The following is a 20,973-nucleotide window of genomic DNA, read 5'->3' on the forward strand; positions in this document are numbered from 1 at the left end:
ACCGCGGTCGTCACGGTTGAAGCCACCCGACGGACGGTCGTCACGACGGAAGCCACCACCGGACGCCGGACGGTCGTTGTCCCGACGGAAACCACCGGAGGGACGGTCGTCACGGCGGAAGCCGCCACGGTCGCCACCGCGGTCGTCACGGTTGAAGCCACCCGACGGACGGTCGTCACGACGGAAGCCACCACCGGACGCCGGACGGTCGTTGTCCCGACGGAAACCACCCGAGGGACGGTCGTCACGGTTGAAGCCACCGGAGGGACGGTCGTCGCGGCGGAAGCCGCCGGACGGACGGTCGTTGTCGCGACGGAAGCCGCCACGGTCACCACCGCGGTCGCCGCCACGGAAACCACCGCGGTCACCACGGTCGTCACGGTTGAAGCCACCGCGGTCGCGGCGCTCGTAGTTGCCCCGGTCGTCGCGGGCGGCCGGACGCTCCTCGCGGCGCTGCTCCTCGACGCGGGCGGCGGCGCGCTCGGCCTCCACGGCGGCGGCGGCGATCTCGGCCTCGGCGGCCTCCGTCACCTCGGCCACGGCGGCCTCGGGGTCCTCGCCACGCTCGCGGGCGGCACGGGCCACCAGGCGGTCGGCCTCCTCGCGGAGCTCGACGGCGCGGCGCTGCAGGCGCTCCAGCTGCTTGGTCAGGTCGACGACCTCACGCTCGGCCTGCTTGGCCGAGTTGTTCGCCGAGTCGGCCTGGACCTCGGTCAGCGAACGGGCGCCGGTGATCTCGGCGACCTCGGGCTCGAAGGCGCCGGCGCTCTGGATGATGTGACGCGAGGCGTCGACGCCCGCGTCCTCCATCAGCCGGAAGATCTGGCGGCGCTGGTGCGGCAGCGAGAGCGAGACGACGACACCGGACTTGCCGGCTCGGGCGGTACGGCCCGAGCGGTGCAGGTAGTCCTTGTGGTCGCCGGCCGGGTCCACGTTGAGGACCAGGTCGATGCCGTCGACGTGGATGCCTCGGGCGGCGACGTCGGTCGCGACGAGCGCGTTGACGTAGCCCTTCTTGAAGTCGTCGAGGACGCGCGTACGGGCGCCCTGGGTCATGCCGCCATGCAGCGCGTCGGCCTTGACGCCGTTGTCCTGCAGCTGCTCGGCGATGCGGTCGGCGCCCAGCTGGGTGCGGACGAAGATGATCGTGCGGCCCTTGCGGGCGGCGATCGCGGCCGTGACCGGCGCCTTGTCCTTCGGCTTCACGACGAGGACGTGGTGGGTCATGGTCGTGACGTTGCCCTGCGCGCTGTCGACCTCGTGCGTGACGGGGTCGGTCAGGTAGCGCTTGACCAGGGTGCCGATCTCGTTCTCCATGGTGGCGGAGAAGAGCATGCGCTGGCCGCCGCCGGGGATCTGGTCGAGCAGCTCGGTGACCTCGGGCAGGAAGCCCAGGTCGGCCATCTGGTCGGCCTCGTCGAGGACGGCGATCTTGACGTTCTCGAGCGAGCAGGCGCCGCGGTTGATGATGTCGCGCAGACGGCCCGGGGTGGCGACGAGGACGTCGACACCGCGCTCCAGGGCGTAGATCTGGTTGCTCATCGACGTACCGCCGCAGACGACCTTCATCTTGAGGCCGAGCACGTCGCCGTACGGCTGGAGGGCGTCCGCGACCTGCATCGCGAGCTCACGCGTCGGCGTGAGGATGATGCCGCGGGGCTTCTTCTTGTCGGTGTGACCGCCGGCCAGACCGGCGAGCAGCGGGAGACCGAAGGAGAGGGTCTTGCCGGAGCCGGTACGGCCGCGGCCGAGGATGTCCTTGCCGGCCAGGGCGTCCGGGATGGTCGCCGCCTGGATCGGGAAGGGGGTGGTCACGCCGTTCTGCGCGAGCTTGCGCACGACGCCCTCCGGCAGACCGAGGTCGCCGAACGTGACGGTGGGCTCGGACGGCTCCGCGTCGGCGTCGTCGAGCGCCTCGATGGCGTCGTCGATGATCTCGATGGCGTCGATGGCCTCGACGATGGCGTCGACGGTCTCGGAGGCCGCGGCGGCCTCGACGATCTCGTCGTTCTCGGGCATGACGGCGTGGTCAGAACTGAAAATGGACATGCGAAATGCGAAACCTTCCGGAGTCTCGGCACGCGCCCGTAACTCCGTGATTTCGCAAATCGACCGCCTCAATGCGGTCAGCCACGGCTAGGGAGAGTACGCGCCACACGGCGCTCTTCTGTGTCGGCGCCGGGCAATGGGATCAAACGATCTACCACCATACGCACCCTCCCCCACCTATGGCAAACCGGACTCCGTCACACCGGTCCGACCTGCGGAGACGCCGCCGGCTCCGCGGGCGCTTCCGGCCCGTCCGCGGCCCGCACGCCACCCATCTGGGTGTCGGGTCCGGGAGACGGCGGATCGGTCGGATTCGAGGTCGGCTCCGGCGTCGGCTCGGGGGTCGGCACCGTCGGCTCCGGGGTCGGCTCGGGGGTCGGCACCGTCGGCTCCGGGGTCGGTGTGGATCCGCCGCCTCCGGCACCCGCGGAGCCGCCGGCGCTGCCCCCGCCGCCGTTCCCGCCGCCGCCGTCCCCGCTTCCGCCGCTCCCGCCGCTCCCGCTCCCCCCGGAGCCGCCCGCACCGCCGGACGGACCGTTCTGGCCCCCGCCCGTCGGCTGCGGCTTCGGCGAGCCGCCGTGGCCGCCGGGGCCCTCCACCGGCATCACCGCGCCCGGGGAGGGCTTCGTGGTGCCCGAGGGGGAGCCGCTCGGGACCGGGGACTCCGTGCCCGCGCCGGCCGCCGCCGGTCCGCCCGCGCCGCCCTGCCGCCCGTTCGAGGAGTCACCGCCGCCGTCGGGGGCTCCGGACCCGCCGCCCTCCGAACCGGTCGCCACGCCCCGCTTGGCGCCGGACGCGCCGGGCGCCGGCTTCGCCCCCTCGTCACTCACACTCATACAGCCGCTCAGACCGGCACAGGCCGCGACGGCCAGCGCGGTGGCGGCCCATCGCACCGGGGTGGGCAAATGGCGCACGGGGGCACCTCCAGAGGACAGCAGGCAGGAACAGAACGCGTCGCGCTGCCCAACTCCCCGGGCGCCACAAGGGACACGGCCCCCATGCGCCCGCTCGGCTCAGCCGTAGCCCAGCGCGTGCAGCCTCTCGTCGTCGATGCCGAAGTGGTGGGCGATCTCGTGGACGACGGTGATCTCGGTCTCCGCGACCACGTCCTCCTTCGACTCGCACATCCGCAGCGTCGGCCCCCGGTAGATCGTGATCCGGTCCGGCAGCACGCCCGCGTACCACTCCCCGCGCTCGGTCAGCGGCGTCCCCTCGTACAACCCGAGCAGCTCCGGGTCGTCCGGGGACGGCTCGTCCTCGACGAACACCGCGACGTTGTCCATCAGCCGCGTCAGTTCCGGCGGGATCCGGTCCAAGGCCTCGGCGACAAGCTCCTCGAACTCCTCGCGCGTCATCTCCAGCACGCGCCCATTCTCCCCCCGCCGGAAACCGTTTTGGCGATAGCGGCCGGGATCCCATATGCTTCTCACGTCCCCGACGCGCTGAGAAGCGCGATGGTGGGTCTAGAGCCCTCATCGTCTAGTGGCCCAGGACGCCGCCCTTTCAAGGCGGTAGCACGGGTTCGAATCCCGTTGGGGGTACGCATTACTATGTGCGAGACTAGTGATCGCACAAAGCAAGGCTCTGTGGAGCAGTTGGTTAGCTCGCCACCCTGTCAAGGTGGAGGTCGCGGGTTCAAGTCCCGTCAGAGTCGCTGAAGCTGGAAACAGCTTCGTGGCTGGGTAGCTCAGTTGGTACGAGCGATCGCCTGAAAAGCGATAGGTCGCCGGTTCGACCCCGGCCCCAGCCACAAACAGAAGGCCCCGTTCGAAAGAACGGGGCCTTCTTCGTGCACCGGGAATGGCGGCCGTACGGGGAAGAGGCCCGCGCCCCTCCCCCGTACCGCTCAGACCTCCTCGCCCCGCCGCGCCTTCCGGCCCCGCACCGCGAGCACCAGCGCCACCACGGCCACCACCGCGACCAGCAGCGCCCAGTCCGGGACCGCCCGGCCCAGCGAGGCGACCCGCTGCTCCACCGCGAACGAGTCGTCCACCGACAGCAGGCCCGGCAGCGCGGTCGTCCCGTCGAAGACCAGGAAGAGCGTGCCGAGGGCGACGAAGAACAGGCCCGAGAGCAGCGAGGTCGAGTGGAGCGTCAGGCGGCCCAGCCGGACCGGCCTGCCGCGCAGCCAGGACCGCCCGCCCAGGTCGTACCGCTCCCAGAGCAGTGCCAGGACGAACAGCGGCACCGCCATGCCGAGCGCGTACACGGCGAGGAGCAGCCCGCCGTACGCCGGGCTGCCGCTCAGCGCGGCCACCGTCAGGACGCTGCCGAGGATCGGGCCCGCGCAGAAGCCCGCGAGCCCGTAGACCAGGCCCAGGGCGTAGACGGAGAGCGCCGACGTGGGCCGGATCCGGCCGCTCGCCTCGGCGATCCGTCGGGAGGCGAAGCCCAGGCCGAGGATCTGGAGGACGCCGAGCCCGACGATCAGCCAGCCGCCGGCGGTGACGAGAAGGTCCCGGTGGCCGTAGAAGAGGCGGCCCGCGAAGGAGCCGGCCGCGCCGAGCGGCACGAGGGTGGTCGCCAGGCCCGCGTAGAGGATGCCCGTCCTGGCCACCAGCTTCGCGCGCGTGTCGATCGAATACGCGAAGAAGGCGGGCAGGAGCAGGGCGCTGCACGGGCTGAGGAGGGCGAGCAGCCCGCCGAGGAACGCGGCGAAGTAGCCGATGCCGGAGGTCACGGCTTCGCCTTCGCGGGAGCGTTCTTCGCCGCCTTCGCCGCCGCCTCGATGGCCTCCGTGAAGGTCTCCAGGGGCTGCGCGCCCGCGATCGGCCGGCCGTTGACCAGGAAGGACGGGGTGGAGGTGGCCCCGAGGGCGTACCCCTGCTCCTGGTCGGCGCGGACGGACGCGCGGGCCGCCGCCCCGTCGGTGTCCTTCGCGAACCGGGCCGCGTCGGGGACGCCCGCCTCCTTGGCGAGGGCGGCGAGGCGGGCCTTGCCGAAGCCCTTCTCCTTGGCCCCCTCGGCGTAGGCGGCCTTGTGGAACTCCCAGAACCGGCCCTGCTGCCCGGCCGCCCAGGAGGCGCGGGCGACGGCCTCCGACTCCTCGCCGAAGATCGGGAAGTTCCGCCACTCGATGCGCAGGGTGCCGTTCTCCACGTACTTCTCGATGAGGACCGGCTCGGTGTCCCGGGCGAACTTCCCGCAGTAGCCGCACTTGAAGTCGGCGTACTCGATCAGCACGACGGGCGCGTCGGCGCGGCCGAGGGCGAGCTTGTCGGAGGCGTCACGGCGGGCGTACGCCTCCAGTTCGGCGTAGACGCCGGCGGAGGGGTCCGCGGAGACCTCGGCGACGGACGAGGAGCCGGCCGCGGAGCCGGAGGCGCCGGGCGAGGACGGCTTGGTGGCGGTGTACGAGACGACGCCGAGCAGGACGGCGGCGACGGCGACCCCGGAGACGACGGCGATCGGCTTGGACTTGGACTTGGCCTTGGACATGCGGAAGCGCTCCTGAGGAGAAGAGGGAGAGGACGAGGGGGGCGGCCCCCCTAGACCCTCAGGACCGACAGCTCCACGGGAGACGGCTGTACGCGCGCGGGTGGCTCCCGCCCCGCCGGCACGCCCCGGCCGCCCGGATCCGCCATGCGGACCCCGCACGGCTCCCGGTTCGCGGCGAGGGCCGGCAGCAGCTCGGCGAAACCGTGCGCGCGCGGTGGGACGACGGGCCCCGTGGCCCCCTCGTCGGCGGGGTGGCCGGGATCGCAGCCCGGCACGGGCGCGCCCACGGCGGCGCCCACGGCCACGGCGGCGCCCACGGCCACGGGGGCGACCGCCTGGGGCGTCCCCGTCGTCACCCCGCAGAGCAGGAGGCCCAGCACCAGACCCGTCAGCGCGACGAACGCCGCCGGCGCGCGGGTGGTGCGGAACATGCGAAACCTCTCCGTCCGGGCGGCGTGTCCGAAATAGTACGCACCCGATCACCGGCCCCCGATGAGGCCACTCGTAAATCGGTTCGCCGCTTCTCGGCCGCAGGTGCGATCCTGGATTCCGTATGTCTACTTCCTTCGCCGCCCTCCAGTCCGTCCTGGCCGAGGTCTCGCTGCGGGACTCCCACCGGCTCGGCCGCCGTCTCGAAGGCGCCCGCCGCATCCGCAAGCCCGAGGCCCGCGAGGCCGTCCTGGACGAGATCGCCGCAGAGGCGGCCAAGGCCAAGGAGCGCGTCGACGGGCGCGCCTCCCGCGTGCCCGCGGTCACCTATCCCGAGCAGCTGCCCGTCTCGCAGAAGAAGGACGAGATCCTGGAGGCGATACGCGACCACCAGGTCGTGATCGTCGCCGGTGAGACGGGTTCCGGAAAGACCACCCAGATCCCGAAGATCTGCCTGGAGCTGGGCCGGGGCGTCCGGGGCATGATCGGGCACACGCAGCCCCGCCGGATCGCCGCCCGCACCGTCGCCGAGCGCGTCGCCGAGGAGCTGAGGACCCCGCTCGGTGAGGCCGTCGGCTGGAAGGTCCGCTTCACCGACCAGGTGAACCCCGACGCGACCTTCGTGAAGCTGATGACGGACGGCATCCTGCTCGCCGAGATCCAGACGGACCGCGAGCTGCGCGCCTACGACACGATCATCATCGACGAGGCCCACGAGCGGTCCCTCAACATCGACTTCCTGCTCGGCTATCTGGCCCAGCTGCTCCCGAAGCGCCCCGACCTCAAGGTCGTGATCACCTCCGCGACGATCGACCCGGAGCGTTTCTCCCGTCACTTCGGCGACGCCCCGATCGTCGAGGTCAGCGGTCGTACGTATCCGGTCGAGGTCCGCTACCGGCCCCTCCTGGAGGAGGACTCCGAGGAGTCGGACCGGGACCAGATCACCGCGATCTGCGAGGCCGTCGACGAGCTGCAGGCCGAGGGCCCCGGCGACGTCCTGGTCTTCCTCTCCGGTGAGCGCGAGATCCGCGACACCGCGGACGCGCTCCTGAAGCGGAACCTCCGCAACACCGAGGTCCTCCCCCTCTACGCGCGCCTGTCCCACGCCGAGCAGCACCGCGTCTTCCAGGCGCACTCGGGCCGCCGGATCGTGCTCGCCACGAACGTCGCCGAGACCTCCCTGACGGTCCCCGGCATCAAGTACGTGATCGACCCGGGCACCGCCCGCATCTCCCGCTACTCGCACCGCACCAAGGTGCAGCGGCTGCCGATCGAGCCGGTCAGCCAGGCGAGCGCCAACCAGCGCAAGGGCCGATGCGGCCGTACGTCCGACGGCATCTGCATCCGGCTGTACTCGGAGGACGACTTCCTCACCCGGCCGGAGTTCACGGACGCGGAGATCCTGCGTACGAACCTGGCCTCCGTCATCCTCCAGATGACCGCCGCCGGTCTCGGCGAGATCGAGAAGTTCCCCTTCATCGACCCGCCGGACCACCGCAACATCCGGGACGGCGTGCAGCTCCTGCAGGAGCTGGGGGCCATCGACCCGACCGAGAAGGATCCCAAGAAGCGGCTGACCCCGCAGGGGCGGAAGCTCTCCCAGCTGCCCGTCGACCCGCGGCTCGCCCGGATGGTCCTGGAGGCCGACAAGAACGGCTGTGTCCGCGAGGTCATGGTGATCGCGGCGGCGCTGTCCATCCAGGACCCGCGCGAGCGGCCGGCCGAGAAGCAGACGCAGGCCGACCAGCAGCACGCCCGCTTCAAGGACGAGACCAGCGACTTCCTCGCCTATCTGAACCTCTGGCGGTACGTCCGCGAGCAGCAGAAGGAGCGCGGTTCCAGCTCCTTCCGCCGGATGTGCAAGCAGGAGTACCTGAACTTCCTGCGCATCCGGGAGTGGCAGGACATCTACGCGCAGCTGCGGACGGTCGCGAAGCAGCTGGGCATCCACGTCAACGAGGAGGACGCGCCGGAGCAGTCCGTGCACGTGTCGCTCCTCGCCGGTCTGCTCTCGCACATCGGCATGAAGGACGTGAAGGAGGGCGCGAAGAACGACTACCTGGGCGCCCGGAGCGCCAAGTTCGCGATCTTCCCGGGTTCGGCACTCTTCAAGAAGCCCCCGCGTTTCGTCATGTCCGCCGAGCTGGTGGAGACCTCGCGGCTGTGGGCCCGGGTCAACGCGCGCGTGGAGCCCGAGTGGATCGAGCCGCTCGCCCAGCACCTGGTGAAGAAGACGTACAGCGAGCCGCACTGGGAGAAGGACCAGGCGGCCGTGATGGCCTTCGAGAAGGTGACGCTGTACGGCGTGCCGATCATCGCCGACCGCAAGGTGAACTACGGCCGGATCGACCCGGAGGTCTCCCGGGACCTGTTCATCAGGAACGCGCTGGTCGAGGGCGACTGGCGCACCCACCACAAGTTCTTCTCGGACAACCGCAAGCTCCTCATTGAGGTCGAGGAGCTGGAGCACCGGGCCCGCCGACGGGACATCCTCGTCGACGACGAGACGCTGTTCGACTTCTACGACAAGCGCGTCCCCGCGCACGTGGTGTCCGGCGCCCACTTCGACTCCTGGTGGAAGCACAAGCGCCACGAGGAGCCTGAGTTCCTCGACTTCGAGCGCGAGATGCTCATCAACGAGAAGGCCGCCGGGGTCACCAAGGACGACTACCCGGACTCCTGGCGGCAGGGGCCGCTGAAGTTCCGGGTGACGTACCAGTTCGAGCCGGGCGCGGACGCCGACGGCGTGACCGTCCACATCCCGCTCCAGGTGCTCAACCAGGTCACGGACGACGGCTTCGAGTGGCAGATCCCGGGGCTGCGCGCGGAGGTCGTCACCGAGCTGATCCGGTCGCTCCCGAAGCCGATCCGCCGCCACTACGTGCCCGCGCCGAACTTCGCGAGCCGCTTCCTGGACGCCGTCGTGCCCGTGCAGGAGCCGCTGGACGGCGCGCTCGCCCGCGAGCTCCAGCGGATGGTCGGCGTCCCGGTCACGGCCGAGGACTTCGACTGGGCGAAGGTGCCCGAGCACCTCAAGGTGACGTTCCGGATCGTCGACGAGCGGCGCCGCAAGCTCGCCGAGGACAAGGACCTGGAGACGCTGCGGCTCCAGCTGCGCCCCAAGGCCCGTAAGGCCCTCTCACAGGCCGCGGCGGCGGCCACGGCGGGCCCTGACGGCTCCGGGCCCTCCCTGGAGCGCACGGGGCTCACCGCGTGGACGATCGGCACGCTCACGCAGGTCTTCGAGACCAAGCGGGGCGGGCAGCCGGTCAAGGCGTACCCGGCGCTCGTGGACGAGGGCGCGACCGTCGCCGTACGCCTCTTCGACACGGAGGCCGAGCAGGCGCAGGCGATGTGGCGGGGCACCCGGAAGCTGGTCATGCTGAACATCCCGGTGAACCCGGCGAAGTTCGCCTCGGACAAGCTGACCAACCAGCAGAAGCTGGCCCTGTCCGCGAACCCGCACGGCTCGATCCAGGCCCTTTTCGACGACTGCGCGACCGCGGCCGCCGACAAGCTGATCGCGGACCACGGCGGCCCGGCGTGGGACGAGGAGTCCTTCCGGAAGCTGTACGACAAGGTCCGCGCGGACCTCGTCGACACGACCGTACGGACGGTGGGCCAGGTCCAGCAGATCCTGGCGGCCTGGCAGGCCTGCGAGCGCCGGCTCAAGTCGACGAACAGCCTGGCGCTGATCGACAACCTGAGCGACGTGCGCGCGCAGCTGGCGTGGCTGATGCCGGCGGGCTTCGTCACCCGTACGGGGCTGAAGCGACTGCCCGACCTCATGCGCTACCTGGTGGCGGTCGACCGGCGGCTCCAGCAGATGCCGGCCGGGGTGCAGCGGGACACCACCCGGATGGAGAAGGTCCGGGAGATGCAGGACGAGTACGCCTGGCTGCTCGAGCAGCTCCCGAAGGGCCGGCCGGTGCCGTCCGAGGTCACCGACATCCGCTGGATGATCGAGGAGCTGCGGGTGAGCTACTTCGCGCACGCGCTGGGCACGGCGTACCCCGTCTCGGACAAGCGGATCGTGAAGGCGATCGACGCGGCGGCCCCCTGACCGGGGGGCCTCGTCGCACCCGTCCGGCGGTGAGTTCGACCAGACCGCTGACCTGCTGTACAGTCTTTCTCGCAGCCACTTACGAGCGGCAGCAAGCCAGGACCTGTGGAGCAGTTGGTTAGCTCGCCACCCTGTCAAGGTGGAGGTCGCGGGTTCAAGTCCCGTCAGGTTCGCTTCACCGAAAGGCCCGCATCTCGCGATGCGGGCCTTTCGTCGTGTTCCCGTGTTCGTTGCGGTCCGGTGTCTTGACGGGGCCGGGCGCCCGCCGGTACCCCGGACATCAGGGAATCGGGCGCCCACACCGGAGGTGGTCGCGCATGGCCGCGGCGTCGGCGGCACGGCACGAGACACGAGCGCTGCTGCGTGCCCATCTGGCGGCCGCTTCCCGCTACGGACACGTCACGCGCCACTGCGTGGTCTGCCATCGCCTCCTGCGGCTCTCCATGGAGCTCGCGGAGGCCGGGGAGCCCGAGGAGCAGCCGCCGGCGGCGGACTCGTCCCCAGGGGACGAAAGTCCCACCGACCCATGACCAACGGCGGGTTGGGCGCGTTCCGCGCAGTGGGAGGCTGTTCTTTGGCAAGGCTTCCCCAGTGTGACGGGAGTCACTGAGACAGTTTCAGAAACCGCTTCACTTACACCCTCCCTACACCGACCCAATTTAATATGTGCAATTGCACCACCGGCCGAGGAGTGACGCCGGGCACAAAAGAAGATCGCGCCAGACCCGGCGGAGTCCAGCGCGATCGTTGACGAAGGCCTGTTGGGGCAGGATTCCGTCGGCAGAGCTAGGGGTGGGCAACCGGATTGGGGGATCCGGAAAGACCCGGTGTTACGGGGTGATACGGGGTGTTCGCGCGGCCTCAGGCCTCGCTGCGCTGCTGCGGAATGCCCGCCAGCAGCGCGCGGACCTCAGCCTCGCGGTACCGGCGGTGTCCACCCAGGGTGCGGATGGACGTGAGCTTCCCGGCCTTCGCCCAACGGGTCACCGTCTTCGGGTCCACACGGAACATCGTGGCAACCTCGGCAGGGGTCAGCAGCGGCTCGGCATCAGGGGTGCGAGCGGTCATGAGCGGCCTCCTCGGGAGAACCGAACCATCTCGGTTCTTTCCTCTAAATTCTGCACCTTGACCCGCCTTGCCCGAAATGGCAGAAGCGGGCCGAGTCGGTTATAGGACGAACGGCTTGTCCTCGGCACTACAACTACACCATCCGTCCAGCCACGTCGGCCAAACCGATGGAATTGCCCTCGCAGGTGTTCATCAGCGGCGGAAGTCGATGGACCATGCCATAACGGACAGTCACGCGGCTGTGACGATCAGTCACAGCCGCGATCAGGAGTCCTCAGACCCCCCATAGAGTGCAATGTCGAGCGTTCCGCCCATAGATGGGCGGAAGGAACCCTCCCCGGACTCCTTGTCCTATTTTGGCACGAGGGTGGGCGATGGGCGCAAGGGTGCGGTAAGTGCTGTCCGTCACGCTTGAGCCAAAGGCCCGGATCGGGACCAACGTCCCCGCCGGGAAGTGCCGAAAGGCCCCCAGGAGGTCCAGACCCCCCGATCGCCGAAATCCGGCAGTCGGGATCCGGACATCCCTGAAGATCATTTACACCGGCCGGACATGTCTTGTCGATACCGACCTGACGAAGATGCCCGACTGATGTCAATTCGCGAAGCGCAGCTCCCGGACCGCCCGCCAGCGCTCCGCGAGCCGCCCGTACGCCTCGCTCGCCCCCTCGCCGTCCCCGGCCCGCAGCGCCGCGATCCCCTCCGCCATCTGCGCCGCCGACCGGTCGTCGGCCAGCCACTCCTCCGTCACCGCGTGCACCAGACCGCCGAAGTCCAGCTCCACCAGCGCCCGCGGATGGAACTCCTCCAGCCAGCGCCCCACCTCGATCAGCCCCTCCGTCATGGGACCGTCGTCGATCGACTCCCGCAGGGCCCGCAGCGCCCGCGCGAGCCGGCGGCGCGCCTGCGCCATCGTCGTCCGGTAGCGCAGCACCGGCGCCCGGCCCGCCGCCCCCGCGCCGTCCCCGGGCTCCCCCGGCTCGTACTGCCGGTCCTCGTCCCCGAAGAGCGCGAACCAGCGCAGCGGCACGTGCCAGACCGCCGTACGGATCCACGGCCGCGCGTCCGGGTTCACACCGAGCCACCGCTCGTAGTCGCTCGCCACCTGGACACGCACCACCGGCGGCAGCATCGCGTCGAGCACCGGCCCGGGGAACTGGCCGTCGAGGTCCTGGAGCGCCAGCCACCCGCGCAGCCGGGTCCGCCACGGACAGATCACCACCACCCCGTCCAGATGGGCGACGAAGGCCTCCGCGCTCTCGTGGACCGGGACGGGGACAGGCGGCGTCGCCAACAGGTCCGCGAGCGACCGGCGCAGCTCGTCCTGCGCGCCCGGGATGCGCGGCCGGCGCGCGTACCGGGCCCAGTGCGTCCGCTCCGGCTCGGGGAACGCGGCCAGCGGCTCGTACACCCGCAGATAGGACGCGTAGGGGACGAGGAGCGAGGAGGCGACCGACATGTCGCAAATCCTTCCACGGAGGTACTCCGGGAGGGGGTGATCCTGAGCACTGCGGCCGATCTACGCCCAGGTAGGACTTACCCTCTTGCCGAACTGGTCCTCCCCCACCCGCAGGGAGGACCGAACCCGCCGCTTCGTACTTGGGAGTCACCACCGTGACCGATGTGACCGGCGTTCCTGCTGACGTACTGCGCACTCTGTTCCACTCGGAGCAGGGTGGCCACGAGCAAGTCGTGCTCTGCCAGGACCGCGCCACCGGCCTCAAGGCCGTCATCGCCCTCCACTCCACCGCCCTGGGCCCCGCCCTCGGCGGCACCCGCTTCTACCCGTACGCCACCGAGGCCGAGGCGATCGCCGACGCGCTCAACCTGGCCCGCGGCATGTCGTACAAGAACGCCATGGCCGGTCTCGACCACGGCGGCGGCAAGGCCGTCATCATCGGCGACCCGGAGAAGATCAAGAGCGAGGAGCTGCTCCTCGCCTACGGGCGATTCGTCGCCTCCCTCGGCGGCCGGTACGTCACGGCCTGCGACGTCGGCACCTACGTCGCCGACATGGACGTCGTCGCCCGCGAGAACCAGTGGACCACCGGCCGCTCCCCCGAGAACGGCGGCGCCGGCGACTCCTCCGTCCTCACCGCCTTCGGCGTCTTCCAGGGCATGCGCGCCTCCGCGCAGACCCTGTGGGGCGACCCGACCCTGCGCGGCCGCAAGGTCGGCGTCGCGGGCGTCGGCAAGGTCGGCAACTACCTCGTCGAGCACCTCCTGGAGGACGGCGCCGAGGTCGTGATCACCGATGTGCGCGAGGAGTCGGTGCGCCGGATCACCGACAAGCACCCGCAGGTCACCGTGGTCGCCGACACCGACGCGCTGATCCGCGTCGAGGGTCTCGACATCTACGCGCCCTGCGCGCTGGGCGGCGCCCTGAACGAGGAGACGGTCCCGTTCCTCACGGCGGGCATCGTCTGCGGCGCGGCCAACAACCAGCTGGCCCACCCCGGCATCGAGAAGGACCTCGTGGGGCGCGGGATCCTCTACGCGCCCGACTACGTGGTCAACGCCGGTGGCGTGATCCAGGTCGCCGACGAGCTGCACGGCTTCGACTTCGACCGGTGCAAGGCGAAGGCGACGAAGATCTTCGACACCACCCTCGAAATCTTCGCACGTGCGAAGGCCGACGGGATTCCGCCGGCCTCGGCAGCCGACCGGATCGCCGAGCAGCGAATGACGGACGCGAAGCGCGGCTGAGCCGTACCGGAGGCCGGGCCCCGCCAGGGCCGCCGCCGGACCGCCTGTGGGCGACTCACGGAGTCCACAGGCGGCCCACAGGCGGCCCCAGGGCGGCCCGCGGAGAGACTTCGCTCACGCCCTTCGGCGGGTCGGCCCTCCAGAAGAGGTTAAAATCGCGATTGACCAGCGAGGAAAGGGCTCCTCGAAGGTTCTGTACCGGGGTATGTGATGCGCGCGGCGTACCGTAGACCCGCGGAAACAGGTACCGTTGAAGCTCTACGGACCGGTCTCTCTGTCGAGAGTCCGTTCCGACTCATGAACGCGTGTCAAGACTCTGGGGCCACCGAGCCCCGTCACCGAGGGGGTCGAGCCATGGGGCGCGGCCGGGCAAAGGCCAAGCAGACCAAGGTCGCCCGCCAGCTGAAGTACAGCAGCGGCGGGACGGACCTGACGCGTCTGGCCAATGAGCTGGGCGCTTCGACTTCGAGCCAGCCGCCGAATGGCGAGCCGTTCGAGGACGACGACGAGGAAGACGACCCGTACGCCCAGTACGCGGATCTCTACAACACGGACGACGAGGACGAGGACGACGAGTCCGGTCCCGCGTCGTCCCCGCGTCGCGCTTGACCTTCTGAATCGCACCGCAGAAACCCGGTCCGGGGACACCCGGCCGGGTTTCTGTGCTGTCCGCGTCCGGGTACGGGCGCGGCCCAAGGTCCGGGGGTACGGGCGCGGCCCCGGGTCCCGGGGTACGGGCGCGGCCCCGGGTCCCGGGGTACGGGCGCGGCCCAGGGTCCCGGGGTACGGGCGCGGCCCCGGGTCCCGGGGTACGGGCGCGGCCCAGGGTCCCGGGGTACGCCGAACGGGGCGCCCCTCAGGAGCGCCCCGTTCGCGTACTGCTCCGCCCGCTCTACTTGGCGTAGTCGCCGACCAGCTCCGCGCCGGTGGTGTGCGCGCCGCGCTCGGTGATCTCGCCCGCGACCCAGGCCTCGACGCCCCGGTCCGCCAGCGTCGTCAGGGCCGCGTCCACCGAATCGGCCGGCACGACGGCCATCATGCCGACGCCCATGTTCAGGGTCTTCTCCAGCTCCAGGCGCTCCACCTGACCGGCCTTGCCGATCAGGTCGAAGATCGCGCCCGGGGTCCAGGTGGAACGGTCGACCGTGGCGTGCAGGCCGTCCGGGATCACCCGGGCCAGGTTGGCGGCCAGACCGCCGCCCGTGATGTGGCTGTACGCGTGGACGTCCGTGGTCCTGGTGAGGGCCAGGCAGTGCAGCGAGTAGATCTTCGTGGGCTCCAGGAGCTCCTCGCCCAGGGTCCGGCCGAGCTCCTCGACCTGCTGGTCGAGGGTCATGCCGGCGCGGTCGAAGACCACGTGGCGCACGAGCGAGTACCCGTTCGAGTGAAGACCCGAGGAGGCCATGGCGATGACCGCGTCCCCCGTACGGATGCGATCGGCGCCGAGCAGCCGGTCGTACTCCACGACACCCGTGCCCGCGCCGGCGACGTCGAAGTCGTCCGGGCCGAGGAGGCCCGGGTGCTCCGCCGTCTCGCCGCCGACCAGGGCGCAGCCGGCCAGGACACAGCCCTCGGCGATGCCCTTGACGATGGCGGCGACCCGCTCCGGGTGGACCTTGCCCACGCAGATGTAGTCGGTCATGAAGAGCGGCTCGGCGCCGCAGACGACGATGTCGTCCATGACCATCGCGACCAGGTCGTGGCCGATCGTGTCGTACACGCCCATCTGGCGGGCGATGTCGACCTTCGTGCCGACGCCGTCGGTGGCGGAGGCGAGCAGCGGACGCTCGTAGCGCTTGAGGGCGGAGGCGTCGAAGAGACCGGCGAAACCGCCGAGGCCACCGAGGACCTCGGGACGCTGCGTCTTCTTCACCCACTCCTTCATGAGCTCGACGGCGCGGTCGCCCGCCTCGATGTCGACGCCCGCGCTCGCGTAACTGGCGCCGCTTCCGGCACTGGTGGACTCAGACATGCTGAAGAACTTTCGTGTCGTACTGCGGGGTGTGCAGCGGGGTCTTACGGGCGGCGCAGGGCGTCGGATGCCGCGGTGGCGGCCGGGCCCGCGGCCAGCTCGGTCTCCAGGAGCTGCTTGCCGAGCAGCTCGGGATCCGGCAGCTCCATCGGGTACTCGCCGTCGAAGCAGGCACGGCAGAGGTTCGGCTTCTGGATCGTGGTCGCCTCGATCATCCCGTCGAGCGAGATGTACGAGAGCGAGTCCGCGCCCAGCGACTTGCCGATCTCGTCGATCGACATGCCGTTGGCGATCAGCTCCGCGCGGGTGGCGAAGTCGATGCCGAAGAAGCAGGGCCACTTCACCGGCGGCGAGGAGATCCGGATGTGGATCTCGGCCGCGCCGGCCTCGCGGAGCATCCGGACGAGCGCGCGCTGGGTGTTGCCGCGGACGATCGAGTCGTCGACGACCACCAGGCGCTTGCCCTTGATGACTTCCTTGAGCGGGTTCAGCTTCAGCCGGATGCCGAGCTGGCGGATGGTCTGGGACGGCTGGATGAAGGTGCGCCCGACGTAGGCGTTCTTCACCAGGCCCGCGCCGAAGGGGATGCCCGATGCCTCGGCGTAGCCGATCGCGGCCGGGGTTCCGGACTCCGGCGTCGCTATGACCAGGTCGGCCTCGACGGGCGCCTCCTTCGCGAGGCGGCGGCCCATCTCCACGCGGGAGAGGTACACGTTCCGGCCGGCGATGTCGGTGTCCGGGCGAGCCAGGTACACGTACTCGAAGACACAGCCCTTGGGCTTCGCTTCCGCGAATCGCGAGGTACGGATGCCGTTCTCGTCGATCGCGATCAGCTCGCCCGGCTCGACCTCGCGGACGTAGCTGGCGCCGCAGATGTCGAGGGCGGCGGACTCCGAAGCGACCACCCAGCCGCGCTCGAGACGGCCGAGGACCAGCGGGCGGATGCCCTGGGGGTCACGGGCCGCGTAGAGCGTGTGCTCGTCCATGAAGACGAGGGAGAAGGCGCCCCGGACGTCGGGGAGGACCTTCGCGGCGGCCTGCTCGATGGTGAGCGGCTTGCCGTCCTCGTCGACCTGGGCCGCGAGCAGCGCGGTGAGCAGATCGGTGTCGTTCGTGGCGGCCACCCGGGTCGAGCGGCCTTCCTTCTTGGGCAGGTCGGCGACCATCTCGGCGAGCTGCGCCGTGTTCACCAGGTTGCCGTTGTGGCCGAGCGCGATCGAGCCGTGGGCGGTTGCCCTGAACGTCGGCTGCGCGTTCTCCCACACGGAGGCACCGGTGGTCGAGTAGCGGGCGTGACCGACCGCGATATGACCTTGGAGGGAACCGAGAGAGGTCTCGTCGAAGACCTGGGAAACGAGCCCCATGTCCTTGAAGACGAGGATCTGGGAGCCGTTGCTGACCGCGATACCCGCGGATTCCTGGCCCCGATGCTGGAGGGCGTAGAGCCCGAAGTACGTGAGCTTTGCGACCTCTTCACCCGGAGCCCAGACACCGAAGACGCCGCAAGCGTCCTGGGGGCCCTTCTCACCGGGAAGCAGATCGTGATTGAGTCGACCGTCACCACGTGGCACGTTTCCGAGTGTAGACGTGGTCGACCACTGGTCCGAATTGGCGAAATCCGGCACCCCTGCATTTGTACGATCGCACCAAATGATCATCTCCGGCTTGGAGGGGCCTACGAACCAGGCGGGGAAAGGGATCCGGCCCCCGGCGCCCCGGCGAGCGGACGCTCGTACCAGCCCCGGAAGCCGTCCGCGATGTGACGGAGTTCGCAATCCGGCGGCATCCCGGAGCCCGAAACACCGCCGCAACACCGCCGCCACACCCGGTCCCGGGGTGCGAGACGCCGTTGACAGGTACGCGGACGCTGGAGAAAGCTCCAGCCCCATGCAGCCCTCGCGTGACCGCTCGGTCACCCTCGTCCAGCGCCGACACGTGGACCTCGTCCGTGTCACCAGCGCCGGCTGTCGCTGCCTCTGACCGGTCTCCCGGTCCTCCGCCTTCCCCCTCTGCCTTCCCCTCCCCCTTTTCGTCTCCGCCCCCTCCGTGCCGCCGTCCCCCACCCCGTCCGGCGGCACCGGGCCCGGAGGCGTACCCGCACGCCCGTCTGGAGACCCCGTGTCCGCATCCCTGTCCCGCCGCGCCCTCGGCGGCGCCGCCGCCGGAGCCGCCGCCGCTGCCGCCCTCGGCGTCACCGCCGCCCCGGCCCAGGCCGCCGCACCCGAGGAGCGCGAGTTCCGCGCCGCGAGCCCGCGCCGCCACTCCCGGCGCCCCAACATCCTCTTCATCCTCGGCGACGACCTCGGCTGTGCCGACCTCTCCTCGTACGGCTCGCCGCACATCCGCACCCCGCACCTCGACCGGCTCGCCCGCCAGGGCGTCCGCTTCACCGACGCCTACTCCGGCTCCGCGACCTGCTCCCCCACCCGCTTCAGCCTCTACACCGGCCGCTACCCGGGCCGCACCGCGGGCGGCCTCGCCGAACCCATCGCCGACCGTTCCGTCGGCCTGGAGCCCACCCACCCCACACTCGCCTCGCTGCTCCGCGACTCCGGCTACGCCACCGCCCTCATCGGCAAGTGGCACTGCGGCTACCTGCCCGACTACTCCCCCACCCGATCCGGCTGGGACGAGTTCTTCGGCAACTTCGGCGGAGCCCTGGAGTACTACTCCAAGCTCGGTCTCGGCGGCGAGTACGACCTCTACGAGGGCGACGCCGAGTACAAGGACCTGCGCTACTACACGCGCATCCTCACCGAGCGGGCGAGCGAGTACGTCGGCCGCGACCACGACCGGCCCTGGCTCCTCAACCTGAACTTCACCACCCCGCACTGGCCGTGGGTCGCCGACGGCGACAAGGAGACCAGCGACGAGATCACCCGGCGCATCAAGGCGGGCGACGGCCGCGCCCTGTGGCACCAGGACGGCGGCTCGGTCGAGAAGTACACCCAGCTCGTCGAGGACCTCGACCGGTCGATCGGCAAGGTCCTGGACGCCCTGCGCCGCTCCGGCCAGGAGCAGGACACCCTCGTCGTCTTCGCCAGCGACAACGGCGGCGAACGCTTCTCCTACAACTGGCCGCTCGCCGGCAACAAGGGCTCCCTCCAGGAGGGCGGCATCCGCGTCCCGTCCGTGCTGCGCTGGCCGGCCCGGATCGACGGCGGCCAGGTCAGCCGCCTCCCGCTCTTCAGCCCCGACTGGACCGCCACCCTCCTCGAACTCGCCGGGGCCCGGCCCGACCCTGCCCACCCGCTCGACGGCACGAGCCTCGCCCGGTACCTGCTGCGCGGCGACGAGGTCCCCGAGCGGGACCTGTTCTGGCGGGTGCGCGGCGAGCGGGCCCTGCGGCGGGGCGACTGGAAGTACTACCGCGGCAAGTCCGGCCGCGACCAGCTCTTCCACCTCGGCGGGGACGTACGCGAACAGGCGGACCTGGCGGCCGTCGAGCCCGGTCTCACCGCCTCGCTGCGGACGGCCTGGGAACGGATCGACGCGGGACTCCTGCGCTACTAGGGGGTGTCTTGTCGATCAGGCCGGATCAGGGAGCGGGGTCCGGTGCCGTGGATCGCAAGGCGTGACGCCCCCTAGGCACCGCTGCCCGGCTCCGCGGCCGCGACCGCGGTGAGGCCCTCGCCGGAGGCGTCGGTGAGGGTCAGGGTCCGGTGGTCGAGCCGGTACGTGAGCGGGCCGTCGAGGAGCTCGTACAGCTTCGTCTCCAGCTCCATCTGCGGGCTCGTGCACATCATGCGGGTGGTCGCGGCCGGGCCCTGGACCGTGATCGTCTTCTCCGCCACCGTGGCGGTCGCGGAGAAGTTGTTGCAGCCCAGGTTGCCGCTGACCCGGCCGTCCTTGCCGAGGACGAACCGCGCCTTGTCCCCGCTGCCGGCGGGCGCGGAGGCCACGGTGTCCCCTGAGACGAGCCCGTCGATCTTCCAGGTCGTGCCGCGCAGCGGGGCCGCGGGCTCGGCGGTCAGTTCCAGACCGTTCCGGCCGTCCGCGGAGGCCAGCGTGAGGGACTCGCCCTTCATGGTTCCCTTCAGCGGGCCCGAGAAGGCCTTGACCAGGTCCGACTCGAAGCGCTGCCGGTCGCCGGGACAGCCGATCTCCGTCATCCCGTGCGCCGAGACCGTGAGGGTGTCCCCCTTCACGGCGACATCGGCGACGAAGCCGTTGCAGCCGCTGTGCCCCCGGGCACGGCCGCTCTCCGCGAAGTCGACGCGGGCGCCGTCCGGGGCGGTCGACCTCCGCCCGTCGAGCGTCACGGCGCCGATCGTCCAGTACGTACCGGCGACGGGCAGGTCGGGGGAGGCGGTGTCCGCGCCGGACCCGGAGCCTCCCTCCGTACCGCAGGCGGCGAGGAGGAGGACCAGGGCGGCGGCTGCGAGGGTGCGCGGCGTCTGCGTCTGCATGGCGGTGGGACGGCCGCGCGTACGAGTCGGTTCCCTCAGCCCATCAGGGGCAGGAGCCGCTCCAGGTCAGCGCGTTCGCCGCTCGCGCTGACCCGGGCCCCGTCGAGCTCCTTCGCCCACTCCGCCCGGCCGGTCGCGAGCCGGATCCAGGTCATGGGGTCCGTCTCGACCACGTTGGGCGGAGTGCCCCGGGTGTGCCGCGGGCCCTCCACGCACTGCACCACCGCGAACGGCGGCACCCGCACCTCGACCGCCCCGCCCGGGGCCTTCGACGCGAGCGCGTCGGCGAGCAGCCGGGTGCACGCCGCGAGCGCCTGCCGGTCGTACGGGATGCCGGCGCCGGTCGCCGCGTTCAGGTCGTCGGTGTGGACGACGAGTTCGACGGTTCTGGTGACGAGGAAATCGGCGAGCGTCATCCCGCCGAAGCTCACCGGCAGGACGCGCTCGTCCTCGGCGCCCGCCACCGCCCGCCCGTAATCGTCCGCCACGCGCGCGTACAGCCCGGACAGGTCGGAGGCGTCGAGACCGCGGGTGTACGCGTCGATCCGCTCGGACGCGCCGGCCGTGACGAACGGCCAGTCGAGCAGCGCCAGCCGGTCCTTCGACCGCTCCGGCATGGCGAGCAGCTGCGGCACGGAGTCGACCATCCACGCCAGATGCGCCGCCAGATCCCGTACCGACCACTCCCCCAGCCGGGTCGGCCCGTCGAGCTGCCCGGGCGTGAGCGCCCCGACCGCCTCCCGTACGTGGCCGAACTGGGCGAGCACGGCGGACCGGATCCTGGCGGAGTCATAACTGCGGGTGCGCTTCTTGGCCGGTGGCATGGGGGCGAGCGTAGTCGG

Annotated in this window: 18 protein-coding genes and 4 tRNA genes; 10 read left to right on the top strand and 12 right to left on the bottom strand. The window is 70.9% G+C overall.

The window, feature by feature from the left end; translation table 11 throughout:
* The 3 genes from ACIA8N_RS17510 to ACIA8N_RS17520 form a co-directional block, all read right to left on the bottom strand.
* The coding region (locus ACIA8N_RS17510) for a DEAD/DEAH box helicase (RefSeq protein WP_365776369.1) at positions 1–2,049 on the bottom strand (2,049 nt) is incomplete at its 3' end.
* A gap of 197 nt (positions 2,050–2,246) precedes the next feature.
* On the bottom strand, positions 2,247–2,963 hold the full coding sequence (locus tag ACIA8N_RS17515) for a hypothetical protein (RefSeq protein WP_365776371.1): 717 nt from the start codon (positions 2,961–2,963) through the stop codon (positions 2,247–2,249).
* Between the two features lie 99 nt (positions 2,964–3,062).
* On the bottom strand, positions 3,063–3,413 hold the full coding sequence (locus ACIA8N_RS17520; protein WP_030221363.1) for a metallopeptidase family protein: 351 nt from the start codon (positions 3,411–3,413) through the stop codon (positions 3,063–3,065).
* 104 nt (positions 3,414–3,517) lie between these two features.
* On the opposite strand from ACIA8N_RS17520, the gene ACIA8N_RS17525 reads away from it, so the two are divergent.
* From ACIA8N_RS17525 to ACIA8N_RS17535, 3 genes are all read left to right on the top strand, one after another.
* Positions 3,518–3,590 (top strand) — tRNA-Glu (locus tag ACIA8N_RS17525).
* 39 nt (positions 3,591–3,629) lie between these two features.
* Positions 3,630–3,703 (top strand) — tRNA-Asp (locus ACIA8N_RS17530).
* A 22-nt stretch (positions 3,704–3,725) separates the two neighbouring features.
* Positions 3,726–3,799: transfer RNA gene (locus ACIA8N_RS17535), tRNA-Phe, on the top strand.
* Positions 3,800–3,895: 96 nt separating this feature from the next.
* Here ACIA8N_RS17535 and ACIA8N_RS17540 read toward each other — a convergent pair.
* Genes ACIA8N_RS17540 through ACIA8N_RS17550 form a run of 3 tightly spaced genes read right to left on the bottom strand, consistent with a single transcriptional unit; the run spans position 3,896 to position 5,918 of the window.
* Positions 3,896–4,729, bottom strand: a complete 834-nt coding sequence (locus ACIA8N_RS17540; RefSeq protein WP_365776374.1) for a cytochrome c biogenesis CcdA family protein — start codon at positions 4,727–4,729, stop codon at positions 3,896–3,898.
* Positions 4,726–5,487, bottom strand: coding sequence for a thioredoxin domain-containing protein (locus ACIA8N_RS17545; RefSeq protein WP_365776376.1), 762 nt, complete (start codon positions 5,485–5,487; stop codon positions 4,726–4,728). The genes ACIA8N_RS17540 and ACIA8N_RS17545 overlap by 4 nt, the downstream gene beginning before the upstream one ends.
* Positions 5,488–5,537: 50 nt before the next feature.
* Positions 5,538–5,918 (bottom strand): hypothetical protein, encoded by a 381-nt coding sequence (locus tag ACIA8N_RS17550; protein WP_365776378.1) that lies wholly within the window; start codon positions 5,916–5,918, stop codon positions 5,538–5,540.
* 122 nt (positions 5,919–6,040) lie between these two features.
* On the opposite strand from ACIA8N_RS17550, the gene hrpA reads away from it, so the two are divergent.
* The 3 genes from hrpA to ACIA8N_RS17565 all read left to right on the top strand — a co-directional run bounded on the left by hrpA (position 6,041) and on the right by ACIA8N_RS17565 (position 10,509).
* Positions 6,041–9,979, top strand: coding sequence for an ATP-dependent RNA helicase HrpA (gene hrpA / locus ACIA8N_RS17555; RefSeq protein WP_365776380.1), 3,939 nt, complete (start codon positions 6,041–6,043; stop codon positions 9,977–9,979).
* A gap of 99 nt (positions 9,980–10,078) precedes the next feature.
* Positions 10,079–10,152 (top strand) — tRNA-Asp (locus ACIA8N_RS17560).
* A 144-nt stretch (positions 10,153–10,296) separates the two neighbouring features.
* A complete protein-coding gene (locus tag ACIA8N_RS17565) occupies positions 10,297–10,509 on the top strand; it encodes a DUF6274 family protein (protein ID WP_365776382.1) in 213 nt (70 codons plus the stop codon).
* Between the two features lie 331 nt (positions 10,510–10,840).
* On the opposite strand, the gene bldC is transcribed toward ACIA8N_RS17565, so the two are convergent.
* Positions 10,841–11,047, bottom strand: coding sequence for a developmental transcriptional regulator BldC (gene bldC, locus ACIA8N_RS17570; RefSeq protein WP_003949541.1), 207 nt, complete (start codon positions 11,045–11,047; stop codon positions 10,841–10,843).
* 592 nt (positions 11,048–11,639) lie between these two features.
* Entirely contained in the window at positions 11,640–12,503 is an 864-nt protein-coding gene (locus tag ACIA8N_RS17575; RefSeq protein ID WP_365776384.1) for a hypothetical protein, read from the bottom strand.
* Between the two features lie 155 nt (positions 12,504–12,658).
* Here ACIA8N_RS17575 and ACIA8N_RS17580 point away from each other — a divergent pair, with 155 nt between their 5' ends.
* Together ACIA8N_RS17580 and ACIA8N_RS17585 are read left to right on the top strand one after the other, a co-directional pair.
* Complete coding sequence (locus ACIA8N_RS17580) at positions 12,659–13,750, top strand: Glu/Leu/Phe/Val dehydrogenase dimerization domain-containing protein (protein WP_365776386.1); 1,092 nt, start codon at positions 12,659–12,661, stop codon at positions 13,748–13,750.
* A 354-nt stretch (positions 13,751–14,104) separates the two neighbouring features.
* On the top strand, positions 14,105–14,359 hold the full coding sequence (locus ACIA8N_RS17585) for a DUF3073 domain-containing protein (protein WP_030221379.1): 255 nt from the start codon (positions 14,105–14,107) through the stop codon (positions 14,357–14,359).
* 283 nt (positions 14,360–14,642) lie between these two features.
* Here the strand turns inward: ACIA8N_RS17585 and purM are convergent, their stop codons facing one another.
* The gene (gene purM, locus ACIA8N_RS17590; protein WP_365776389.1) at positions 14,643–15,722 is read right to left on the bottom strand and encodes a phosphoribosylformylglycinamidine cyclo-ligase; all 1,080 of its coding nucleotides are present in this window, start codon (positions 15,720–15,722) and stop codon (positions 14,643–14,645) included.
* 44 nt (positions 15,723–15,766) lie between these two features.
* On the bottom strand, positions 15,767–17,293 hold the full coding sequence (gene purF, locus ACIA8N_RS17595; protein WP_365776391.1) for an amidophosphoribosyltransferase: 1,527 nt from the start codon (positions 17,291–17,293) through the stop codon (positions 15,767–15,769).
* A 316-nt stretch (positions 17,294–17,609) separates the two neighbouring features.
* On the opposite strand from purF, the gene ACIA8N_RS17600 reads away from it, so the two are divergent.
* Entirely contained in the window at positions 17,610–17,702 is a 93-nt protein-coding gene (locus ACIA8N_RS17600) for a putative leader peptide (RefSeq protein WP_359202610.1), read from the top strand.
* A gap of 66 nt (positions 17,703–17,768) precedes the next feature.
* Positions 17,769–19,235 (top strand): sulfatase-like hydrolase/transferase, encoded by a 1,467-nt coding sequence (locus ACIA8N_RS17605; protein ID WP_399416616.1) that lies wholly within the window; start codon positions 17,769–17,771, stop codon positions 19,233–19,235.
* A gap of 71 nt (positions 19,236–19,306) precedes the next feature.
* Here the strand turns inward: ACIA8N_RS17605 and ACIA8N_RS17610 are convergent, their stop codons facing one another.
* Entirely contained in the window at positions 19,307–20,131 is an 825-nt protein-coding gene (locus ACIA8N_RS17610) for an META domain-containing protein (RefSeq protein ID WP_365776395.1), read from the bottom strand.
* Positions 20,132–20,166: 35 nt separating this feature from the next.
* Positions 20,167–20,955: a sterol carrier family protein gene (locus tag ACIA8N_RS17615; RefSeq protein ID WP_365776397.1), complete on the bottom strand. Its 789-nt coding sequence runs from the start codon at positions 20,953–20,955 to the stop codon at positions 20,167–20,169.
* Positions 20,956–20,973: the final 18 nt, after the last annotated feature.

It is taken from the genome of Streptomyces sp. NPDC051822 (assembly GCF_044452745.1).
Taxonomy (GTDB): Bacteria; Actinomycetota; Actinomycetes; order Streptomycetales; family Streptomycetaceae; genus Streptomyces.